We start from the raw sequence: 21241 nt of genomic DNA, 5'->3' as shown, positions 1-21241 counted from the left end.
GGAGCGCTCTGAACGATCAGGCCTGGGCGCCCACTTCCTTCTTGCCCTTGCGCTTCGGCTCCTTCTTGCTCCCGGAGCCGTTCGTGGCCGCGGGGACAGCGGCGAGCGTCGGGCGCAGCAGGTCCTCGGCCAGCTTGGCCGCGCGGTCCGTCTTCTCCCAGGTGAACTCGTCACGCCCGAAGTGGCCGTACGCGGCCGTCTTTCGGTAGATGGGCTTCAGCAGATCGAGCTGCTCGATGATCGCCTTCGGCCGCATGTCGAAGTTCTGCATGATGTACTTCTCGAGCACGTCCTCACCTACGCGGCCCGTGCCGAAGGTGTTCACGTGGACGCCGACCGGCTGGGCGACGCCGATGGCGTAGGCGATCTGCACCTCGCAGCGCGCCGCGAGCTTGGACGCGACGACGTTCTTCGCGACGTAGCGCGCGTAGTAGCAGGCGGAGCGGTCGACCTTCGTCGGGTCCTTGCCGCTGAAGGCGCCGCCGCCGTGCCGGCCCATGCCGCCGTAGGTGTCGACGATGATCTTGCGGCCGGTGAGGCCGGCGTCGCCGAAGGGGCCGCCGACCACGAAGCGGCCGGTGGGGTTCACGTAGATCTTCGTGCTCTTATCCATCAGCTTGGCCGGGATGCACTTCTCGATGATCAGGCTCCGCACCGCGTCCACGATCGTCTTGTGCTTGACCTCGGGGCCGTGCTGCGTCGACACGACGACGGCGCTCACGCGCACGGGCGTCTGGTCTTCGTACTCGATCGTGACCTGGGTCTTGCCGTCGGGGCGCAGCCAGTCGAGCTTCTTGGATTTGCGGAGATCGGCGAGCTTCCGGGCGAGGCGGTGGGCATAGCTGATGGGGGAGGGCATCAGCTCCGACGTCTCGTCCGTCGCATAACCGAACATGAGCCCCTGGTCGCCTGCCCCCTGCTCCTTGAAGAGGCCCTCGCCCTCGGTGACGCCGCGGGAGATGTCGGGCGACTGCTTCTCGATCGCCGTGAGCACCGCGCACGTCTCGTAGTCGAAGCCCATCGCGGCGTCGGTGTAGCCGATGTCCTTGATGGTGTTGCGCACGACGACCGGCATGTCGACCCACGCCGAGGTGGTGATCTCGCCGGCCACGACGGCCATCCCCGTCTTCACCAGGGTCTCGCACGCGACGCGGGCCGTCGGATCCTTCTCGAGGATCCCGTCGAGAATGGCGTCGGAGATCTGGTCGCACACCTTGTCGGGGTGTCCTTCGGTGACGGACTCGGATGTGAACTGGTAACGGCGCATGAATCGCTCCTTCGGCGGACTCGAAATCGGACCTCTACGCATAGTTCGAGCGCGGGGCACCGTCAACGCGAGCCGCGGCCTTCCGCGGACAAAAGCGCCGGCCGGACGAGCTGCCTCCGGGCCGTCGGTGTGGACGCGAGGTGGAAGCGAGACCGGGCGAGCGGGGGGCGTCGGGCCGTCGATCCGTCGATCCGTCGATCCGTCGATCCGGCGCGCTCCCGGCCGGCGCGCTCGCCCCGAGTGCGCCGCGCCGTCAGAGGTTATGATGCCGCGCATGATGTTCGACGAGATCAAGGCGTGCCTCGAGCGCGAGGGCTGGGCTGTGGAGGTCGTATCCAACGACACCATGCGCAGCGACTTCCAGGGGGCCGAGCGGCTCTTCCCGCTGTTCGTGCGGCTCGCGCCCCCCTTCGTCGTCTTCGCGGTGATCCCGTTCGTGCGGCTCCCGATGGAGCTCGAAGAGGGCGACGCGATCGTGCGGCGCCTGCTCCAGCTGAACCGCGAGATCAACATGGCCAAGCTCTCGGCCGACGAGGAGGGCGACGTGATTCTCAGCGTCGAGTACCGCCTCGAGGACCTCGATCCGAGCGAGGTGCGCGACGCCGTCGATGTGCTCTCCTTCTACGCGAACAAGCACTATGCCGAGCTCGTGGCGCTCGCCGCGCAATGAGCGGTCACCGGCCCCGCTTCAAGGCAGGATCTGCTCCTCTCTGGGCTTGAGCCCCTCGTGCGCCCTTAGCTCGGTGCGCACGACCCGGACGCGCCGCACGTCGCGCCCGCGGACGACGGTGAGCTCGACGGCGCTCCCGACGGCGCCGCGGAGCCGATCGCGCACCGCTGCCGACGAGAGATCCCGGACATACACGCCATCAATCATCATGATCTCATCGCCCGGGATCAGCCCCGCTCGCTCGGCGGCGAGGCCCGGCGGCACGTCGCGCACGTAGAGCGCCAGCGACTCGTTATCTCGCCCAAGGACAGCCCCGATGGATCCCACGCTCGCGGTGCACCCCGCGGCCACGAGCAGGAGCGCCGCGCTCCAGGACCTGCTTGCCACCGCGGCACCATAGCGCCGAGGAGCCCCGGCGCGCCGCCATTCTCGCAGGGCGCCCCCCGGAGCGCGCGGCGGGGCGCGGCGGCCATGTCAGACCGGCTCCAGCGGACGCGCGCGCTCGTCAAACGTCGCAACGCCACTGCGCCGCAGGCGAGAGAATGTGATTTTTCAGGAAGGGAGCGCCCGAGTGTGCCTGTCGCGTCCGCACGCGAGGTGCGAAGCGCGGTTCTCGGTGGGGCTTCAGGAGCGCAAACAACTACGCGGCTGGTCGCCGGAGGCGCGGGATACGCCCTGGAAAGCGCGGCGTGGCGCCGGGACGCGGGCTTGCAGCGATCTGTCACGCCATGTCCATCGAGAGGTCGCAATCCAGTTGGTCCCCGGGGGCGGCTGCCCTAGAGTCCGGGCCGGGATCGCCCATGCCTGAACCGCGCGCCGCTGCCGAGAGCTCGACACCTGCCGCCCAGTCCGGCGGTGTGCCCGGCGGCTGGAAGATGCGGATGGAGGACCCGCTCAATCGCTACTATCGGTACCCGATCGCGCGCTGGATCGTGCGGGCGCTGATGAGGACGCCGGTGACGCCGAACCAGGTGACGCTGGTTCAGCCGCTCTTCGCCGCGCTGGCCGGTTACCTGGTGACGTTCGATGATCCGAGGCACCTCATCGCCGGGGCGCTCGTGTTCGAGCTCCGCTCCATCCTGGACTGCGTGGACGGCGCGCTGGCGCGGGCGAAGAGGATGGTGAGCCCCGCCGGTCACGCCATTGACGGCCTGGCCGACTGGCTGGGCGTCGTCTTTCTTTATGCCGGCATCTTCTGGCACGTTCACCTTCACCCGCCGCCGGAGGGCCCGTGGAGCGCGACCGTGTCCACGAACGCACTCCTGCTGATCGCGCTGCTCCAGGGGGCGCTGCGCTCTTTCTCCGCGGACTACTTCAAGCTCAAGTACTGCTCGATCTTCGAGACGGGCACAGACGAGACGGCGGACGTGCTGCGCCGGAAGATCCAGGCGCTCGGCCCCTCCTCCTCGTTCTTTGCCCATTTCGATGTCTTCATCGGGCGCATGGGGCACCTCGCGTTCGAGCACGAGTGGTTCGACCCGCGGCGGAGCCGGTCCTCGACCAGCGCGGATCAGGTAAAGCAGCTGATCCGGGAGGAGGCGTCGCCGCTCACGCGCCTCATCGGCGCGCTCTGGGCGATATCGAACGGCGACGCGTTCCTGTCGATGGTGGTGCTGACGCTCCTCGTGAACCAGCTCTGGCTGGGTCAGGTCTTCTTCGCGACGGGCGGGGTCGTCTGGATCGTCGCGGTCATCGGGCTGAACGGCTGGTTCCTCCGCGGCGCATCCCGCCGCGCGAAGCTGGCCGTCGCCTGAGCTCGGCGCCCTGCGCCGCCGAGCTCAGATCCGCGCAGTCCCCGCCAGAGCCCGCTCTAGAGAGCGCTTGCCAGGCGGCGGGCCTTCTCCACGTCTTCTTCGAAGTCGATCTCGGTCCAGGGCAGGTCATCGACGCGCTCGATACCGAACGGCACCTCCTGGAAAGCGCGGTCCATCGCGGCCTCGTACTCCTGATCGAGGCGGCCGGCGGAGACCTCCTCCTCCAGGAGGCGCTGCATCGTGCGACCGCCCTGCGGGCCGACCTTGGCGAAGCCGACGGTCTCACCGGCGAGGTCCCAGTCCTTGCCCACGCGGCGCGCGATCTTGAGGACGCGGCCGGCGCGGACGCCGACCATCATCTCTTCGCCGCTCTCCTCCGAGCTCGCGTCGACCAGCAGGCAGTTCTCGTGGGGCGAGCTCACGAGGCGCCGCAGCAGCGCGGCGGGGTACAGCACGTCGGCGTCCATCCACAGCCCGCCGTCTGACAGCCGGTCGGCCGCGACGTGGAGCGAGACGATGCTGCCGTGGGTGAACCGCGGGTTCTTGACGAGCTCGATCTTCAGCGAAGGGCGGAGCGAGGCGAGCGCGTCCTCGATCATCTCGTGCCGGAAGCCGACGACGATCGTCAGATCGGTGACGCCGCTCTCGGTGAGGTTCACGAGGTGGCGCTCGAGCAGCGTCTTGCCCTCGATGGAGATGAGGCACTTGGGCGCGTCCCGGCCGATGCGCCGGCCGCGGCCGGCGGCGAGCAGGATCGCCCTCATCGGCGCGCCTCGGCCGCGAAGCGGGAGGCGAGCTCCTGCGGCGTCTCCGCGACGCGGCCGATGCCCTTCACGGTGCCGCCGTCGACGAGGGCGAGGACCATGACCGGGCCCGGCTGCACGAGCGCGACGCGCAGCGACGCCTCGAAGGAATCGACGGAGTCGGCGCGGTGCGTGGCGCGGTAGCCGACCGCGCTGGCGACCGACTCGAGCTTCACGTCGCCCGAGATCGTCCGCTGCCCGCCCGTCGAGGCGTGGGAGCGGTTGTCGAGGACGACGTGCACGAGGTTCGCCGGCCGCTCGCTGCCGACGCTGGCGAGCGCGTTCATGCCCATGAGGACGTTGCCGTCGCCGTCGAGCACGAAGATCCGCTTGCGCGGCTGCGCGAGCGAGAGCCCCAGGCCGATCGACAGGCCGAGCCCCATCGAGCCGATCATGTAGAAGTTCGAGGGCCGGTCCTGCGTCGTGTAGAGCTCGCGGCCGATCATGCCGTTGCAGCAGACCACGAGGTCGTCCTTGCCGACCGCCGCCGTGAACACCTTCAGCGCTTCGAGCTTGTTCATTCGAGCACCCCCGCGGGCACGATGAGCGCCGCCGGCTGCCTGGTGGAGAGCATGACGTCCTTCGCCCACTGCACCTGGGGCCCCATCGGCTCGGCGGCGCGGAGGACGCGGTGCTGGATCTTCATCAGATCCAGGATGGGGAGCATGATCTCGCCCATCATGATGTGCTCCGGGGCGTCGTTGCCGCCCTCGCCGCGCCAGGAGATGACGAGCAGCGCGGGCACCTCGTACATCGTGCTGAGCGAGGCCAGCGCGTTCACGGAGACGCCGAGCCCGGAGTTCTGCATCAGGACCATCGGCAGCCTGCCGCCGAGCCAGGCGCCGAAGGCCATCCCGATGGCGCTGTCCTCGCGGGTCGCCGAGATGTAACGGGCGCTCGCGTCGGCGTCGAGCAGCGAGACAAGGCCCTTCAACAGCGAGCAGGGCACGCCCGCGAAGAAGTCGAACCCCGCCTCCTTGAGCGCGGCGACGAACTCGGGCGCGTACGATTTGCCTGAACCGTGGGAACCGTGGGACATCGCCTCACTCCTTGATGAGCGCCCAGGCGCGACGGTAGTCCTCGAACGTGTCGATCTCGAGCCACCCCTTGTAAACGTCGATCGCCTGCACGTCCGCGCCGCGGTCGATGAGCTCCTGGAGCAGGTCGGTGAAGCTCGCGCTGCGGAGCGACTCGGCCTCGTGGAAGCCGCCCTTCGCGCGGCTCTCCTGCAGCTGGTGGTAGCAGTCGGTGAGCAGGCGCGCGCCCTTCGCGGTGAACATGGCCATGCCCACGAACTCGCCGTGCGCCTCGCCCGCGGGGATCGCGCGGCCGACGCGGGCCACCCGGTGCGGCGCCTCGGCGCCGACGAAGCGGTAGCCGGCCTCCTGCGCGTCCTTCAGGGCCACGAGGTCGGGCACGCCGCGCGCGTCCTTGGGCCGCTGGCCCTCGGCGTACGCGCGGTCGACGACGATCGAGATGTCCGCCGGGCTCTTGAGGAGCTTCTCGAGGTGGCCGCGCTCGAACACGATGTCGCCGTAGAGGAAGAGGAACGGCCCGCTCAGCTCCTTGGAGGCGCGGAAGAGCGAGGACACCTCGTTCGTCGTCGCGTACTCGTCGTTGTCGTAGAAGCGGGCGTTCGGGACCTTGATGGCCTCCTTCTTGTACCCGCGCACGACGGCGACGTCCTTGACGCCGCAGGCGTTGAGCACGTCGATCTGCCGCTCGAGGATGCTCTTGCCCTTCAGGTCGAGCATCGGCTTCGGCAGCTCCTCCGTGAGCGGCAGGAGCCCCTGGCTCTGGCCGGCGGCGAGGATGACGGCGGTGACGCCCGGGCTGCCGGAGGGCAGGAAGCTCGACTCCTCCTGCTTCATCTTGTCGACGCCCACGAGCTGGTAGACGCGCTCGAGCGGCACGACCTTGTCGTCGACGCTGCCGGTGTACATCTCGCGCTTCAGCGTCTGGAGCGTCTCCGTCATCGCCTTGATCGACGAGCGGATCGCGTGGTTCGCGAAGATGATCAGCTTGAAGCCGGCCTTGTGCAGCGTGTCGACGCTCGTCGTGCGGTAGATCGTCGGCACGCAGACGAGCGGCGTGTTCGGGCGGTCCCACGCGCGGGCGAAGGAGAGCACCTCGTCCGGGTCCTTGCTCTTCGAGTGGATGAGGACCATGTCGGCGCCCGCGTCCGCGTAGGCGCGGCCGCGGCGGAGCGCCTCCTCCATCCCCCAGCCGGCGATGAGCGCCTCGGTCCGCGCGATGACCACGAAGTCGCGATCCTTCTGCGTCGCCTTGGCCGCGCGGACCTTGAGCGCGTGCTCCTCGACGTCCGCGAGCTCGCGCTTCACGCCGGCGTAGAAGCTGCAGCGCTTCGGGAAGATGTTGTCTTCCATGCAGATCGCCGCGATGCCCGCCGCCTCGTACTCCTCGACGCAGCGGACGACGTTGACGGCGTTGCCGTAGCCGTTGTCGCAGTCCGCGATGACCGGGAGCGACGTGCTGTTCATCATCTTGGCGGCCTGGAGGTTCTCCGCCATCGTGAGGATGTTCGCGTCCGGCACCGCGTAGCTCGCGGAGATCTCGAAGCCGGAAGCCCAGAGCCCGTCGAACCCTGCCTCTTCACCGATCTTTGCAGACAGCCCATTGTGCGCGCCGATGATGACGATCGGCCCGGGGCGGGCCATGAGTTCGCGCAGCTTCCTGGCTTTGGTCACGTCTCGTCCACTCCTCCGCGCGGTGTTGCCATCTCCGCCCGACGGGCGACCGCGGCTGCAGGTGTCGCGGTGCGCGTCCCAGGCGAGCGGCGCCCCGTCGTCACCGCGCGCGGGCAGCTCCGGGGGGCGCCTGATCTCGCTCTCCTCCCCGAGGAGCCGGGCTTCAGAACGGGGCCTGCCTTAACACCGTTCGCCTGTGCCGCCAATGGAAGGGCACGACCGGGGCAGACGATCGCGAGGGCGGCGGAGCGCGCTCCGCCGCGTCGGGACGTGCGCGCTGCGGCGGTGCCTGACGGAGGGCGCGCGGGATGCTCGCCGCGGGCCCCCTGCCGCTCAGCCCTCGCGGCCGACGACCCCGCGCAAGCGGACCAGCCCGGGGCCCGCGCGGAGCACCGCCTGGCACGCGAGCCGGAGCCGCGGCGGGGCGCCGAAGCGATCGAGCAGATCGCGCTCGCCGCGCGCGGGCGGTTCGAGGAGCTGCTCCCCTTCGACGACCTCGACGCGGCACGTGGCGCAGCGCGCGTCGCGGCACGAGAACACGATCGGAGCGCGCGCGTCGTCGCAGACATCGATGAGCCTGCCGGCTCCCGCCTCCGCGGTGACGGCGGGGCCGAGCGCGCCGTCCTCGAACACGACCGTGGGCACCGCCGATCCCTCCTCCCTCCCTGGCGCGCGACGCCGAGAGCGCATTTTCTCGAGCGTCGGCACGCACTATACGACGAGCGATGACGGATCGCTGGGACGCAATCATCCTCGGCGGAGGGCCGGGTGGGTCGACGCTCGCCGCATCGCTGGCCCGCCTCGGGCGCCGGGCCCTCGTGCTCGAGCGGGAGAGGTTCCCTCGCTTTCACATCGGCGAGTCGCTGCTGCCGCTGTCCCGCGAGGTCTTCGAGCGGCTCGGGCTGGACGAGGAGCTGGACGCGCGCTTCCTCCGCAAATACGGCGCCCGGTTCCTGTGCTCGTCGACGGGGCGGACGCGGACGTACAGCTTCGCCGACGCGTTCGATCCGAGGTTCGAGTTCGCCTACCAGGTGCAGCGCGACGCGTTCGACCAGCTGCTGCTCCGCCACGCCGCGGAGCTCGGGGCGGAGGTGCGCGAGTCGTGGGAGGCCGTCGAGGTGGTGTTCGAGGGCCCCCGCGCGGTCGGGGTGCGCGCGCGGCCCCGCGCTCGACCCGACGGCGCCGGGGCGGAGGAGGCCGCGGCCGCGCGCGCCGACTCGAGCGACGTCGTCGAGCTCCGGGCGCCGGTGATCGTGGACGCGACGGGGCGGGACACGCTGCTCGCGTCGAGGATGCGGCGGAAGGCGCAGCTGGCCGAGCTCGACAAGACCGCGCTGTTCACCCACTACGAGGGCGTGCCCCGCGAGGCGGGGATCCACCAGGGCGACATCCAGATCGTCCTCTTCGAGCACGGGTGGTTCTGGTTCATCCCGTTCCGCGGCGAGGTGACGAGCGTCGGCGCGGTGGTGTCGTCGAGCTGGATCCGCAGCCGGGCGAAGGGGGAGCGGCTCGACGAGCTCTTCGATCGCACCGTCGCGCAGAGCGGCTGGGCGCGCGAGTTCCTCGCGAGCGCGCGGCGCATCAGGCCGGTGGGGGCGCTCGCCGATTTCTCGTACCGGATCGACCAGCTCGCCGGAGACGGATGGCTCTTCGTGGGCGACGCGGGCGGGTTCCTCGATCCGCTCTTCTCGACGGGCGCGCACCTCGCCATCAAGGGCGCCGATCTGGCCGCCACGGCCATCCACCGCGCGCTCGACGCCGGGGACACCTCGCGCGCCGCGTTCGCGGCCTACGAGGCGGAGATCCGCTACGCCGTGGATCTCTTCCTGGGGGTCGTTCAGGGCTTTTACAAAGGCCAGTTCCGGGAGACGCTGTTCGAGCCGAACCAGCGGCCCACGATGCGCAAGCTCATCACCAGCATGCTCGCGGGCGACGTGTTCCACGCCGAGCGGCGGCCGCAGTGGGCCTCGTTCCTCCGGCAGCAGTATCCGGCGGAGGTGCCCGCCTTCGCGTGAAGCGCGGCGGGCGGCCGCGCGTGCCTCGCCGCGTGCACGCTCGCCCGGGCGCTCGGCTGTCCGGCGCTCAGCGGCCGCAGGCGTCGCGGTCCAGGACCGCGTCGCTCATCTGCTTGCAGGCGGCCGCGAGCGCGACGCGCGCCTCCGCCCTCGCGTCGCCCTTCAGCGCTTCGTCGTCGGCCTCCGCCTTGGCCTCGAGCACGTCGCGCGCGATCCGGATCGCGGCCTCGTGGCTCTTCCTGCTCTCCGCGGGCAGCTTGCCGGCGCAGGTGGTCATCGCGGCCAGGTAGCTGTCGCAGGCGTCGACCCCCGTGCTGTCGAGGTCGGCCTTCCCCGGATCGCCGCCTGCCTTGCCGCAGCCGAGGGCGAAGGTGCCCGAGAGGAGAAGTGCCAGGTGAGCTCTCGCCATCGTCGCGCGCGCCGGAGCGCCGCAGGAGGCCGGAGCTGGCCGCCTCGCGCGCTGCCCGACGCCGGCGCACCCTGCCATGAGCCCGCGCCGCGGGGCAATTTTCGGTCGCTCATGCGCGGCGGGGCGCCCTGCCATGCGCCTGCGCCGCGGGGAGAGCCTGGCGGGTCAGGCGCGGATCAGCAGGATGGCGTGCTCGTGGCGCGGGCGGCGCTGGAAGGCGCGCGCCGTGGGGCGGTGGAAGTGGGGGCGCGGCTGCGACGCGACCGCGCGGACCGCGAAGCGCGCGCCGGACGCGGCGGCCCTGACCACGTCGACCGCGTAGACCGGCGCGCCGGCGACCACGCTGTCGGCGATCAGCAGCACGAGCGGCGCGCCGCTCCGGAGGACGCGCGCGAGCGCGGTGAGCACGCCGCCGAGCTCGTCGCGCCAGCGCGCGCGGCCGGCCTCGGGGCCGAGCGGGTCGAGGTGCCGGCGGGCCCCGATCTCGTCCTGCTCGAAGCGGGCGCTGCGGAGCCGGAGCCAGCGCAGCCTCGCCTCGTGGTGGGCGAGGTAGTCGTACACGCCCGGGTAGGGCGGTGACGTGATCGCGAGGTGGACGGAGCCGGCCTCGACGCCGCGGAGCACGCGCGCGTCTCCCTCCTCGACGAGCGCGGGCGGGCTCGCTTCGAGCGGCGCGGCGACCTCGGCGAGGCGCTGGGCGAGCTCCTCCGCCTTGCGGATGAAGAGCCGCGCCGGATAACCGGCGGCGATCCGCCGCGGCAGCTCGTGCTCCGACGTGTCGGACGTGCGGCGGCTGAGCTTCGTCAGGATGGCGGAGAGGACGAGCTCGAGATCGGCGCGGAGCGCGTCGGCGCCGTGGCCCGCGAGGCGGTCGAGGCCGACGCGGAGCCCGTCGAGCTCGAGCAGCACGTGCGGCTCGAACAGGGCGACGTCCTCGGGGCCGTACCGGCGGCTCGGCCCGGCGCGCGCCTTGCGGCGCTCATCGGCCGCGGCCGCGACCTCGCGGGCGGCGGCGACGAGCCGCTCGCGCTCGCCGGGGGTGCTGCCCTGCACCTTGAGGCGGGCGAGGCGCACGGCCAGCGGGTTCGCGTCGACGCCGATCGCCGCCCGGCCCGCGAGCCGGGCCTCGACGAGGACGGTGCCGCTGCCGCAGAAGGGGTCGAGCACCCGCTCGCCCGGCCTCGAGAGGCCCTCGATCAGCCGGCGGGCGGTGTCCGGGTGCATCCGGGCCGGGTAGCTGTGGAACCCGTGCACGTGCGCGCGCGCCGCTTCCTCCGCCGTGCTCGAGCTGGCCACGTCGAGCGCGTGGGCGAGCTTCGCGGCGCTCTCGGGGGCGCCCTCGAGCACCGTCGCGCCGCCGATGTGGGTCAGGGCGCGGCGCTCCTGGGGCGCGGGCCGGCCCGCGCGGGCCTTCTGCTGCTGCGGGCCTGGCTTCGGCTTGGGATCAGCGCTTCGCGGGGTCGACATGGGCGGTCCGTTGCGTCAGGGGCTCGGCGGCGAAGGCTTCCTCTTCGGCGGCGAGGGCGTGCGCCGCGCTCTCGGCCCCCGCCTCGCCCTGGTCTTCGCCGCGCGCCGCGCCGACGCGCAGCTTCGGCGCATAGCCGAACTCGCCCGCGGGGCTCACCGCGCCGCGCACGACGTCGTTGACCTCCAGCAGGGCGAGGAGCTCCTCGGCCTGGGACTCGGCGATGCGGAGGGTCGAGGCGAGCCCGCCGGCGGTGAGCGGGCCCTCGGCCTGGCGGGCGACGTCGGAGGCGACGGAGACCCAGGCGGCGTCGAGCGAGGGCGCGATGTCCCGGCTCCGCGACTTCGTCCGCCGGAGCGCCCAGAGGGCGAAGGCGCCGACGGGCGCCATGGTGAGGAGGCCGGCGGTGAAGAGCCCGACGCTCGCGTTGAGGACGAGCAGCAGCACGGCGAACAGGAACAGCTCGAAGCCGAGCAGCGCGCTGGCCGCGATGCCCGCGGCGCGCCAGACCGAGCGCGCCGAGGCCGCCGCGCGCGCCTTCTGGAGCAGCGGCACCTCGCGGCCGGATCGCTCGACGCGGGCGTCGGTGACGGGGACGCGCGGGCCGCCGCAGGCGTCGCACGCGAAGCGCAGCTCGGGGTGCGCCGAGACGCCGGTCACGCCGCCGCAGTGCGGGCAGGCCTCGGCGCGCGCGGCCGCGCCGCACTGCGGGCAGCGATCGCCCTCCGGCGCGAGCGCCGCGTCGCACACGCGGCAGCGGGCGGCGCCGGGCGACGCGTCGCTCACGGCGCGCTCGCGGATGGGGCCGAGCGGGCGATGACCACGGTCGCGTGCATGGGCGTCGACGTACTCCGGTTGCCGGCGCTCGGCCAGGGGTCCTGACGGCGGGCGCTGCTTCACCGGCTTCTTTCGGCGTGCCATGATGGGACATGGCGTCGCGATGGGCGCGGACCGGTCGAACCGACGCGACGGTGCAGGCGGCGTCCGGCTATCTCGTCCTCGCGGCGCTGGCGATCTCGCTGGGCCTGGTGCTGCGGGATGGATGGCCGTGGATCCACCCGAGCCCGTGGCTCGCGCTGCCGCCGCTGGCGGCGCTGCTGATGAGCGCCGCGCTCGGCCTCACGCTGGCGGCCGGCGTCATCGTGACGACGCGCGTCGCCGTGGCCCGGTTCAGCTGGGCCCGGCGCCTGCACGCGGAGCTCCGCCCGGTCGCGCGCGACTTCTCGCTCGGCCAGATCCTGCTCCTCGCGGGCCTCTCGAGCCTGGGGGAGGAGCTGCTCTTCCGCGGGCTGCTGACGCCGCTCCTCGGCGTGCTGCTGAGCGCGATCCTCTTCGGTCTGATGCACCAGATGCGCGGTCCGAGCCGCTGGGTGTGGATCGGCTGGGCGGTGGGCGTGGGCGCGGGGCTCGGCGCCATCTTCGCGGCGACGGGGTCGCTCGTCGGGCCGATCCTGGCGCACGCCGTCGTGAACGCGGTCAACCTGAGCTACCTGCGCGATCACGATCCGGGCGAGGTGGAGCAGCAGCCGACGCTGTAGATCGGCGCTTCCGTTTCCTCGCTGTCCCCGTTTCTGCCGTCAGCGCTTCTTCGCGTCAGGGCGGGGGGGCCTGGCCGGCGCCGGTCTCGGGGGGATCGGGGTCGCGCGCGGCGGGCCCTCTTCGCTTGCCGGCTGGGTCTCCGGGGGAGCGAGGGTCCCGCGGGAGAGCTCGCCCGTGTCCACGGCGCTCTGCCGCTCGCGCCCTGGCGAGGACGGTCGCGAGGGCGGCGTCAGGCTCCCGCTTCGCGGGAGCGTCGGAGGCTCGCTCTCCTCCACGCGCATGCCGCGCTGGCTCGACGGCTTCGCCGTCCTGCGGGTCAGCGAGGGCAGCGTCGGCGGCGCCGCCGGGGTCGCCAGCTCGAACTCGAAGTTCAGCTCGAGCGACGGCGGCCCATCGGAGATCGCCACGCCGGGGTCGGAGCCCCTCTGTGGCAGAGGGGTGGGACCGCGGCGCAGGCGCTCCTCGGACACGACGCGCGACGACGGCGGCGCGACGTCGTCCAGAATGGACGACGGCCCGCCGAGCGCCGTCGTCGCGCTCCGGGGCTCCGGACGGCGTCGCGACGGCGGGAGCGGCAGCTCGACGCGGGCGCTCTCGTCCTCGAGCCGGGTCGCCTCGAGCAGGTACGCAGCGATGGATGTCCGCTCCGCGGGCAGGGGGCGGACGCCTGGCACGAACGCGAACCGTCCGACCTTCCAGCTCAGCATGGTGCGGAGCGCGGCGAGCGCCGAGGCGCGCGTGCCTCCCACGGTCCCCTCGACGATGCACCCTTCGGCGATGTCCAGCTGAGCCCGACGTTTCTTGCTGCTCACCTCGAACACGCCCGAGCGCCGCTCCATCTCGAGGACCGTGAGGACGGTCGCGATGGACATCTGGCTGAGATCTCCCTCGATCGCGGTCTGATCGACGGAGGCCGGGATGGACATGAGGCTGTCCCGCCGCTGGCGAAGGCGTGACGCCATCTGCACGAGCGCCCCGATCTGCGCGACGACCTCGCCGACCCGGAACGGCTTGGTCATGTAGACGTCGGCGCCCACGTGGAACCCTTCGAGGCGGGCCTCCTGGTCGTCGAGCGCGGAGAGGAACAGGAACGGGGTGACCGATACCCGGGACGGCTGGGTGCGCACGTTGCGCGCGACCCAGTAGCCGTCGTGGTCGGGCAGCCCGATGTCGCAGACGATGCACTCGGGCTCCAGGGTGCAGGCGGTGGAGAGCCCGGCCTCCGCGGTGGCGCAGAAGATGACCTCGTAACCTGCCTCCCGGATCGCGGTGGCGAGCAGGTCCGCGATGTACTCCTCGTCCTCGATCACGAGCACGACCCCGCTCGGCATCAGGCAGACGGTACACGCGCCCTGCGGGGGTGGCCAAGGGTGAATGGCGGCGAGCCAGCCTGATCATTCATTCGCCGGCGCGCCGCCGTCCTGGCTCCTCGCGCGAGCCCTCGCCGCAGCATCCCTCCCGCGCGCGCTCGCCGGAGCATCCCTCCCGCGCGCGTTCGCCCGCGGCGTCCGGCCGCGGCGAGGAATCCACGCTATAAGAACGGAAATGGCAACTCTGGTCCGAGAGGCCGACGGTACGGCGCGGCCCGGCGAGCGGGCCTCCTCGGGGGCACGCGTCTTCATCGCGATGAGCGGCGGAGTCGACTCGTCCGTCGCGGCGGCGCGCCTCTGCGACGCTGGATACGAGGTCGTCGGCGTGACGCTGCACCTCTGGGACTACCCCGACGACGGCAGCGTGAAGAGCCGCTGCTGCGCGCCCGAGGATCAGCACGACGCCCGCCGGGTCGCCGACCACCTCGGGATCCCGCACTACACGTTCGACCGGCGCGCCCTGTTCCGCGAGCACGTCGTCGACCCTTTCGTCGAGGCCTACCTCGCGGGTGAGACGCCGAGCCCGTGCGTGGCCTGCAACCGCTCGGTCAAGCTCCGGGAGCTGTTCCCGCTGGCGGAGCGGCTGGGGGTCTCGTGGGTCGCGACGGGCCACTATGCGCGGGTCGTCCTGGAGGAGGGCTGCGCTCGCCTCTACCGCGGCCGCGATCGGCACAAGGATCAGAGCTATTTCCTGCACATGCTCCGGTCGGACGAGCTGTCGCGGCTCCTCTTCCCGCTCGGCGACTCGACCAAGGACGAGGTGCGCGCCGAGGCGATCGCCCGCGGGCTCCCGGGCGCCGAGAAGGGGGAGAGCCAGGAGCTGTGCTTCATCCCCTCCGGCCGTTACGCGCCGTTCGTGGCCGACCGCGCCGCGGACAGGCTCCGGCCCGGCCCCATCGTCGATCGGGACGGCCGCGTGGTCGGGTCGCATGGCGGGGTGCACGGCTTCACGGTGGGCCAGCGCAAGGGCATCGGCGTCTCGCTCGGCCGGCCCGCGTTCGTCGTGGGCCTCGACGCCGCGTCCGGCGCGGTGCACCTCGGCGACGAGGGCGATCTGTACGCCGCGGGCGCCGAGATCGACGACGCGGTGTGGTGCGACGACGCGGTCTTCCCCCTGGAGGCCGAGGTGCGGGTGCGCGCGCGGCACGAGGCGGCGCCCGGCATCATCGAGCGGCGCCGCGACCCCGCGACGGGCGTGGAGAGCTTCGTGGCGCGGTTCGCGAGCCCGGTGCGGTCCGTCTCCCCCGGGCAGATGGCCGTGGTCTACCGGGGCGATCGCGTCCTCGGGGGAGGCCGCATCAAGGCGGCCCTTCGCTCGCAGGCGGCGTCATGAGGGCCCGTGCGCTCGCGCCCCTCGCCTGCGCGCTCTCGCTCGGGTGCTCGCTCGGGCAGGGGGAAGGCGAGGTCGTCAGCGAACGGCTGCGCGCGGCCGGCTGCTGGGACGACAGCTACGACATGAACCCGGACTTCTTCGCCGCGGTCCCCTACCGCTCCACCTTGCAGGTCCGGGTGCAGCGGGGGAGCGACCTGCAGGAGATCTCGGACGGGCTCGCGGTCCTGATCGACGACGTCGACATCATCCGCGGGGACGGGACCGTGAACAAGCTCGACGTCGACCTGAGCGTCGGGCTCCCGCCCGGCGTCGAGCTGCCGGGCTCGCCTCCGCCGACGCCGAAGCCGGAGGGGCTCGCGCCGCTCGTGCACATGGCGCTTTACCTCCAGCGGTCCTGCCACAACCAGAACATCGTGCTCTACGCCGTCGATGGGACCATCAAGTTCCAGGCGCTGTTCAGCGGCGATCCCAACGAGACGGACGCGGTCGACAAGTACACCGACGCGACGTTCGACGTCTGGGTCGGCGATCCGCGCGACGCAGGGCTCGGTCATCCAGCCGACGCCATCCCTCGGGAGCTCCTCTCGCGGGTCACCGGGGGGTTCCGCTTCTACTTCGAGCGGGGTCAACCTGGGCAACCGTTCCCCTGAGCCCGTCACGACTCCGTCCTGGGTTTCAGGTGGTGTCCTACCTGTCGGGACAGGCGCCTTCAGCGCCCCGGTGGATTGAAGCTGACCATCTGGAAGGTGTCCTGGCCGAGACGACATGGCAAAGCGCCGCGAACTCGCGGTAAAGTAGTGACCGCTCATGCCCCAACCCCCGCCTCGACCCGCATCGCGAATGGGCGGACCTCCAAGCCCCGGGTCGACCCATTCATCGCTCGAAGCGCGCGCGAAGGAGTCCGAGAAGCAGCAGGGGACCTACTTCCTGGGCCGTTACCGTGTGGTCGACGAGATCGGGGTGGGCGGAATGGCGAGCGTTCACCTGGCTCGCATGGATGGCCCGGGCGGCTTCCAGAAGTGGGTCGCGATCAAGCGGATCCACCCTCATCTGGTCGAGGACGATCAGTTCGTCGACATGTTCCTGGATGAGGCGCGCATCGCGGCTGGCATCAACCACGCCAACGTCGCGCAGGTCTTCGACCTCGGGAAGGACGACAACACCTACTGGATCGCCATGGAGTACCTCCACGGCGAGCCGCTCCGCGAGGTGATGCGCCGCGCGGAGGAGCGCCGGCTGCGCATCTCGCCCGAGCTCGCTGCGCGCATCTGCTCCGACGCCGCGGAGGGGCTCCACGCCGCTCACGAGCTGCGCGGAAAGAACGGCCAGCTGCTCGGCCTGGTGCACCGAGACGTCACGCCGCACAACCTGTTCCTCACCTACGACGGCTACACCAAGGTCGTGGATTTCGGGATCGCCAAGGTGGCCGACCGGCTGTCGTCCACCCGCGCGGGAACACTCAAAGGCAAGTTGGCCTACATGTCTCCCGAGCAGGTGCGCGGCAACGAGATCGATCGCACGACCGACGTGTTCGCGCTCGGGGTCGTCCTCTGGGAGCTCACGACGAACCAGCGCCTCTTCCGGATGGATACGGATCTCGACACGCTCGAGAAGGTGCAGGCCTGCGTGGTCCCGCCGCCGTCCACGATCGTGCCCGACTATCCGATCGAGCTGGAGAGCGTGGTCATGAAGGCGCTCGCCAAGCACAAGCAAGACCGCTTCCAGACCGCGCGTGAGTTCTCGCGAGCGCTGCAGAATTTCCTGATGAGGAGCGGGGTCTTCGTTGGCTCCGAAGAGGTCGCGCACTTCGTGCAGCAGGTGTTCGTCGATCGCATCCAGAAGCGCGAGGCGCACCTCGCGTGGGCTGCCGAGGTGACGTCCACCATCAACGTCGAGCAGGTGCGCTCGCGCAGCTCGACGACGGCCACGGACAGCGTCGGGCTGCGCAGCCGCGGTCGGGAGCCTGAGCCGCAGCAGCGCCTCACGCCGCCGCAGATCCTGCGGCACAACGCTCCGCCGGCGAGCGGGATCGCGCCGGTCGGGCGCCCGCCGTCGAGGGACGTGGACGATCGGCAGATGGTCGCCTCATCGCTGATGGATGACGATGAGGATGTCCCGACGACGGTCGCGACGCGCGAGCAAGCCGAGCCGGTGCGCTCCCTTCCTCATGGGGAGCGCCCGATGGTGCGCCCGGCGGCCGGCATGGTGCCCGAGCCGGCGCCAGCGCAGCCGCGCCAGGCCGGCGTCCAGTCCGGCATTGCCACGGTGCGCCCTGGCATGCCGACGGCGCGCCCCGGCTTTTCGCCGGCCTACCCGGGCCCACCGCGCGTGCCCGGCGGCCACGATCCTGCTCCGCCTCCGCTCTCCTCGAGCCCGTACCCTCCGCGCGACTTCGACACCGGCGAGCTCGCGCCCCTCCCCAAGGGAGGCCTCCTCGACAGCGAGCTGGGCAACCCGCTCGCGTCCACGCTCGCGCTCCCGTCGCAGGATCCACCGCCGGTCCCGCAGGGCGCGAGCGAGCCTGCGCGTCACGCGCGGATGACCAGGACCCCGGCCGTCGCCGCGCCGTCGCCGGCGCACGCCGCAGTCCCGTACGCGCTTCCCTTCAATGGCCAGGGCCATGCCGCAGCCCATGCGCCCCCTGTCAGCTCGCCGGCGCATGCGGTCCAGGCGCCGATGACCGTGGGGCAGGCCCAGCTGTTCGCGTCCGCGGCGACAGCGCAGCCTCCACAGTCGCAGATCGAGACCGCGCTCTCCCTGCCGCGCCCGGATCCGGCGGCCATCTGGGCCGCCACGCAGGACGCGGCGTCCAGGGGGAACGGCAGGAACACGCTCGTGCTCGTCGCCGTCATCACCCTCACCGTGCTGTGCGTGCTCGGTATCGGCGCGCTGATCTACATGAAGACGAACGCCGCGCAGTCCTCGCCCTCCAGGGGCGTGGACGCTGTCCCTGCGTCGCCCGCCTCGACGGACGCGACCACCACGGGCCAGTCGAGCTCCTGCGTGCCGGGGAGCTCTGCGGGCGCCTTTCGCGCGCCCTCTCTTGCTGTCCGCGACCGAGCATCCGTCGTCCACCCCGGCCGGATCGGCCTGCAGCGCCTTACGATGAAGGGATGAAGTCTGTCCACCGCCGCTCGAACGGTGTCAGGGCGCGGCACCGCCCCGGCGAGCGAGCTCAGCTGCGTATCGAGGCGCTGGCCGCTGGAGGCGCGGGGGTCGGTCGGCTCGCCGGCGAGGTCGTCTTCGTCCCTGGGACCGCGCCGGGTGATCTTGTCGAGGTCGAGCTCGACCGGAGCGCACGCCCGGCGAGGGGCAGGCTCCTCGGTGTCGTCGAGCCGAGCGCCGACCGCGTCGCTCCGCCGTGCCGCTTCGCTGACGCCTGCGGCGGCTGCGACTGGATGCACGTCCGTATCGAGGCGCAGCAGGCCGCGCACGAGCAGATCGTCCGGCAAGCCATCGCGCGGGCGACGTCGCTCGCCGAGGCCGATCTGCCGCCGATCCGCGTACATCCGGCCCCCCTTTCGCTCGGCTACCGGTCGCGGGCGAGGTTGTTCGCGCGCGCGGAGCGCGGCGAGGTGCGCGTGGGGTATCGCGCGCCGAGGACGCACGCGGTGGCGGCGGTCGATCGCTGCGTGGTGCTTGTCGACGCGATCGCGCCGCTCGCCGGCGAGTTGCCCGGCGTCCTCCATGGAGCCGTGGGGGAGGGCGATGTCCTGATCTCGCTGGGCGCCTCGAGCCGCCCGGTGGTCGAGGTCCTGTGGCGTGGGCAGCTGCCGCCGGCCGTATGGCAGCGGCTGGACGAGCGCACGGCGCGCGGGGAGTGGGCCGGCGCCCGCGTCACGCTCGACGGCGCGCGCGAGGCCGCGTCGTTCGGCGATCCGCGGCCCGCGATCCTGGGAGCGGACGGCCTGCCGCTGTTCCTCGCGCCGGGCGGGTTCGGGCAGCCGTCCGAGGAGGGGGCGGCCGTCCTCGCCCGCCGCGCCGCCGAGCTCGCCCACCTCGACTCGACCCGGCCGCCGCACGTCCTGGAGCTGTTCGCCGGGAGCGGGACGCTCTCCGTGCTGCTCGCGCGCGGCGCGCAGCGACCCTCCCCGGCCGCCGAGCCCGCCGGGGCCGCGGCCTCGGGCCCGCCGGGGCCCGCGTCCTTCACGGCCGTCGAGCTCTCGTCCGCAGCGGTCGCTTGCCTGCGGCAGAACCTCGCCGCTCGGGGCCTCGCCGGCAAGGCGATCGAGGCGGACGCCGATCAGCACCCGATCCCGGCGCGCACCGACGTCGTGGTGCTGGATCCGCCGCGCAGCGGGGCTCCCGGCGCGGCGCGCGCGATCGCCGCCTCGAGCGCGCGCGTGGTCGTCTACGTCTCCTGCGATCCGGCCACCCTCGCGCGCGATCTCGGCGGGATCCTCCGCGGCGGCTTCGAGATCACGGACATCGAGGCGGTCGAGCTCTTTCCCCAGACGAGCCATATCGAGTCGATCGTGCGGCTCTCCCGCGCCCGCAAATCCGTGCGCTGACGCGCGCTGATCCGCTCGGGCATGCCGGCCTGCTCTCCGCGCCGAGCGCTGCTCCGCCGAGCTCGGCCGGAGGGCCGCGCGCGGCCGCGTGGCGCCGTCGCCCGGCGGCTTGCGCTACGCTGCCAGGGATGATTCACCACCTCGACGATCGGCTCCGCGAAGAGGCGCGGCGCTATCGCCTCGTGTTCGCCTGCCCCGATTGCGCCTCGTTCGAGCCGGTGGTCCCCGATCCCGACGAGGGGGGCGCCGGGTCGCCTGGCCGCGGGCCTCGTTGCTCGCTTGGCTACCCGGTCGCGCCGCACCTGAGCACCTCACTCGAGGATCGCGACGAGATCATCTTCTGCAAAGCGTTCGAGCTGCGATGAGCCCTCCTTCTGGACCTCCCCCGCCGCCCAGGCGGGGCCGGTCGCACCCCCCGTCGCTGCTCCGCCTCGCCGAGCGGCTGATCCGGGATGAGCGGCTGCTGGCTCGCGGCGACGTCGTGCTCTGCGCCTGCTCCGGAGGCCCCGACTCGACCGCCCTGCTGCACGTCCTTTCGCTGCTCCGGCGGCGGATCGGCCACGAGGTGGTCGCGCACGGCGTCGACCACGGCCTCCGCGCCGCGGCCGCGGCCGAGCTCGCGATCGCGCGCGACCTGTCCGAGCAGCTCGGGGTCCCTTACGCCGAGACCCTCGTGAACGTGGCGCCCGGCGCGAACCTCCAGGCCAGGGCGCGCGCCGCCCGGTTTGCCGCGCTGGCAGCCGCCGCGGCGGCGCACGGCGCCCGCGCGATCGCGACCGGCCACACCGCGGACGACCGGGCCGAGACGGTGCTCTTGCGCCTGCTGCGGGGCGCGGGGCCGCGTGGGCTCGCTGTCCTGCCGCCGCGCGCCCCGCTCCCGTCCGACGTCGCCGGCGCGGCGTGCGGCGGTGTGGAGCCGGGCTCGGCGGCGAGCATCGAGCTCATCCGCCCCTTACTCCAGGCCCGCCGCGCCGACATCCTGGCTCACCTCGGCCGACATCGAGTGGCGTTCGCAGAGGATCCCAGCAACCGGGATCCCCGCTTCACCCGCGTCCGCGTCCGCCGCGAGCTCCTCCCGCTCCTCGAGGGCCTGTCGCCGGCGATCGTCGAGCACCTCTGCGCGCTCTCGGACATGCTCGTCGCCGAGCGAGATCGGCCGCTTGGCGGCGATCCAGACGTCCTCGACGGCAGCGAGCCGCTGTCGATTCCGCTCGGTCGGGCGCAGCGATTCGCGATCGAGCGGGCTCGCAAGCTGGGGCGGCCGCTGCGCGTCCGGGTTCGCGGCGGCGAAGAGATCGCCGTGGGCTTTCCAGAGGAGTCCAGCGTGCTTATCGAGGATGGGTCTGCGCGTCGCGGGACCTGACCGCATGCACCCCACCCGCGGCCCCTGTCGAGCC

General features: G+C 72.2%; 21 protein-coding genes. 10 read left to right on the top strand and 11 right to left on the bottom strand.

The features are described from left to right. Positions 1–16: 16 nt before the first annotated feature. Positions 17–1267, bottom strand: a complete 1251-nt coding sequence (gene metK / locus WMF11_RS40790) for a methionine adenosyltransferase (protein ID WP_437545213.1) — start codon at positions 1265–1267, stop codon at positions 17–19. A 274-nt stretch (positions 1268–1541) separates the two neighbouring features. On the opposite strand from metK, the gene WMF11_RS40785 reads away from it, so the two are divergent. Beyond that, complete coding sequence (locus WMF11_RS40785; RefSeq protein WP_437545211.1) at positions 1542–1937, top strand: YbjN domain-containing protein; 396 nt, start codon at positions 1542–1544, stop codon at positions 1935–1937. A gap of 18 nt (positions 1938–1955) precedes the next feature. Here WMF11_RS40785 and WMF11_RS40780 read toward each other — a convergent pair whose 3' ends face one another. Further along, a complete protein-coding gene (locus WMF11_RS40780) occupies positions 1956–2324 on the bottom strand; it encodes a PDZ domain-containing protein (protein WP_437904514.1) in 369 nt (122 codons plus the stop codon). 413 nt (positions 2325–2737) lie between these two features. Between WMF11_RS40780 and WMF11_RS40775 the strand changes: the two genes are divergently transcribed. Then, entirely contained in the window at positions 2738–3691 is a 954-nt protein-coding gene (locus WMF11_RS40775) for a CDP-alcohol phosphatidyltransferase family protein (RefSeq protein ID WP_437974618.1), read from the top strand. A 56-nt stretch (positions 3692–3747) separates the two neighbouring features. On the opposite strand, the gene WMF11_RS40770 is transcribed toward WMF11_RS40775, so the two are convergent. From WMF11_RS40770 to WMF11_RS40750, 5 genes are all read right to left on the bottom strand, one after another. After that, positions 3748–4455 carry an NTP transferase domain-containing protein gene (locus WMF11_RS40770; RefSeq protein WP_437974617.1) on the bottom strand — a complete coding sequence of 236 codons (708 nt, stop codon included), beginning with the start codon at positions 4453–4455 and terminating at the stop codon, positions 3748–3750. Next, positions 4452–5015 (bottom strand): thiamine pyrophosphate-dependent enzyme, encoded by a 564-nt coding sequence (locus tag WMF11_RS40765; protein WP_437904511.1) that lies wholly within the window; start codon positions 5013–5015, stop codon positions 4452–4454. Before WMF11_RS40765 ends, WMF11_RS40770 begins: the two co-directional genes overlap by 4 nt. Then, positions 5012–5533 (bottom strand): thiamine pyrophosphate-binding protein, encoded by a 522-nt coding sequence (locus WMF11_RS40760; protein ID WP_437325131.1) that lies wholly within the window; start codon positions 5531–5533, stop codon positions 5012–5014. Before WMF11_RS40760 ends, WMF11_RS40765 begins: the two co-directional genes overlap by 4 nt. A 4-nt stretch (positions 5534–5537) precedes the next feature. Further along, positions 5538–7202, bottom strand: coding sequence for an isocitrate lyase/phosphoenolpyruvate mutase family protein (locus WMF11_RS40755; protein ID WP_437904510.1), 1665 nt, complete (start codon positions 7200–7202; stop codon positions 5538–5540). A gap of 333 nt (positions 7203–7535) precedes the next feature. Continuing rightward, on the bottom strand, positions 7536–7847 hold the full coding sequence (locus WMF11_RS40750) for a 2Fe-2S iron-sulfur cluster-binding protein (RefSeq protein ID WP_437904509.1): 312 nt from the start codon (positions 7845–7847) through the stop codon (positions 7536–7538). A gap of 80 nt (positions 7848–7927) precedes the next feature. On the opposite strand from WMF11_RS40750, the gene WMF11_RS40745 reads away from it, so the two are divergent. After that, entirely contained in the window at positions 7928–9217 is a 1290-nt protein-coding gene (locus WMF11_RS40745; RefSeq protein WP_437545200.1) for an NAD(P)/FAD-dependent oxidoreductase, read from the top strand. A gap of 67 nt (positions 9218–9284) precedes the next feature. Here the strand turns inward: WMF11_RS40745 and WMF11_RS40740 are convergent, their stop codons facing one another. The 3 genes from WMF11_RS40740 to WMF11_RS40730 all read right to left on the bottom strand — a co-directional run bounded on the left by WMF11_RS40740 (position 9285) and on the right by WMF11_RS40730 (position 12012). Beyond that, a complete protein-coding gene (locus WMF11_RS40740; protein ID WP_437904507.1) occupies positions 9285–9626 on the bottom strand; it encodes a hypothetical protein in 342 nt (113 codons plus the stop codon). Positions 9627–9791: 165 nt separating this feature from the next. After that, positions 9792–11093, bottom strand: coding sequence for a DNA methyltransferase (locus WMF11_RS40735; protein ID WP_437974616.1), 1302 nt, complete (start codon positions 11091–11093; stop codon positions 9792–9794). Next, positions 11071–12012: a zinc ribbon domain-containing protein gene (locus WMF11_RS40730; protein ID WP_437974615.1), complete on the bottom strand. Its 942-nt coding sequence runs from the start codon at positions 12010–12012 to the stop codon at positions 11071–11073. The genes WMF11_RS40735 and WMF11_RS40730 overlap by 23 nt, the downstream gene beginning before the upstream one ends. A gap of 8 nt (positions 12013–12020) precedes the next feature. On the opposite strand from WMF11_RS40730, the gene WMF11_RS40725 reads away from it, so the two are divergent. Continuing rightward, on the top strand, positions 12021–12629 hold the full coding sequence (locus WMF11_RS40725; protein ID WP_437545191.1) for a CPBP family intramembrane glutamic endopeptidase: 609 nt from the start codon (positions 12021–12023) through the stop codon (positions 12627–12629). 39 nt (positions 12630–12668) lie between these two features. Here the strand turns inward: WMF11_RS40725 and WMF11_RS40720 are convergent, their stop codons facing one another. Next, positions 12669–13961, bottom strand: coding sequence for a response regulator (locus tag WMF11_RS40720; protein ID WP_437545190.1), 1293 nt, complete (start codon positions 13959–13961; stop codon positions 12669–12671). A gap of 214 nt (positions 13962–14175) precedes the next feature. Between WMF11_RS40720 and mnmA the strand changes: the two genes are divergently transcribed. From mnmA to tilS, 6 genes are all read left to right on the top strand, one after another. Next, positions 14176–15333, top strand: coding sequence for a tRNA 2-thiouridine(34) synthase MnmA (gene mnmA / locus WMF11_RS40715; protein ID WP_437904504.1), 1158 nt, complete (start codon positions 14176–14178; stop codon positions 15331–15333). Beyond that, the gene (locus WMF11_RS40710) at positions 15330–15983 is read left to right on the top strand and encodes a hypothetical protein (protein ID WP_437545186.1); all 654 of its coding nucleotides are present in this window, start codon (positions 15330–15332) and stop codon (positions 15981–15983) included. Before mnmA ends, WMF11_RS40710 begins: the two co-directional genes overlap by 4 nt. 190 nt (positions 15984–16173) lie before the next feature. Continuing rightward, the gene (locus WMF11_RS40705) at positions 16174–18450 is read left to right on the top strand and encodes a protein kinase domain-containing protein (protein WP_437974614.1); all 2277 of its coding nucleotides are present in this window, start codon (positions 16174–16176) and stop codon (positions 18448–18450) included. Beyond that, positions 18447–19844: a class I SAM-dependent RNA methyltransferase gene (locus WMF11_RS40700; RefSeq protein ID WP_437974613.1), complete on the top strand. Its 1398-nt coding sequence runs from the start codon at positions 18447–18449 to the stop codon at positions 19842–19844. Before WMF11_RS40705 ends, WMF11_RS40700 begins: the two co-directional genes overlap by 4 nt. A gap of 128 nt (positions 19845–19972) precedes the next feature. After that, the gene (locus WMF11_RS40695) at positions 19973–20209 is read left to right on the top strand and encodes a hypothetical protein (protein WP_437545180.1); all 237 of its coding nucleotides are present in this window, start codon (positions 19973–19975) and stop codon (positions 20207–20209) included. Beyond that, on the top strand, positions 20206–21207 hold the full coding sequence (gene tilS, locus WMF11_RS40690) for a tRNA lysidine(34) synthetase TilS (RefSeq protein ID WP_437974612.1): 1002 nt from the start codon (positions 20206–20208) through the stop codon (positions 21205–21207). The genes WMF11_RS40695 and tilS overlap by 4 nt, the downstream gene beginning before the upstream one ends. Positions 21208–21241: the final 34 nt, after the last annotated feature.

Origin of the sequence: Sorangium sp. So ce295 (assembly GCF_051527405.1) — a bacterium.
Taxonomy (GTDB): Bacteria; Myxococcota_A; Polyangia; order Polyangiales; family Polyangiaceae; genus Sorangium; species Sorangium cellulosum_B.
The sequence above is the reverse complement of the archived record's forward strand: the minus strand, read 5'-3'. Positions and strand labels throughout refer to the sequence as shown.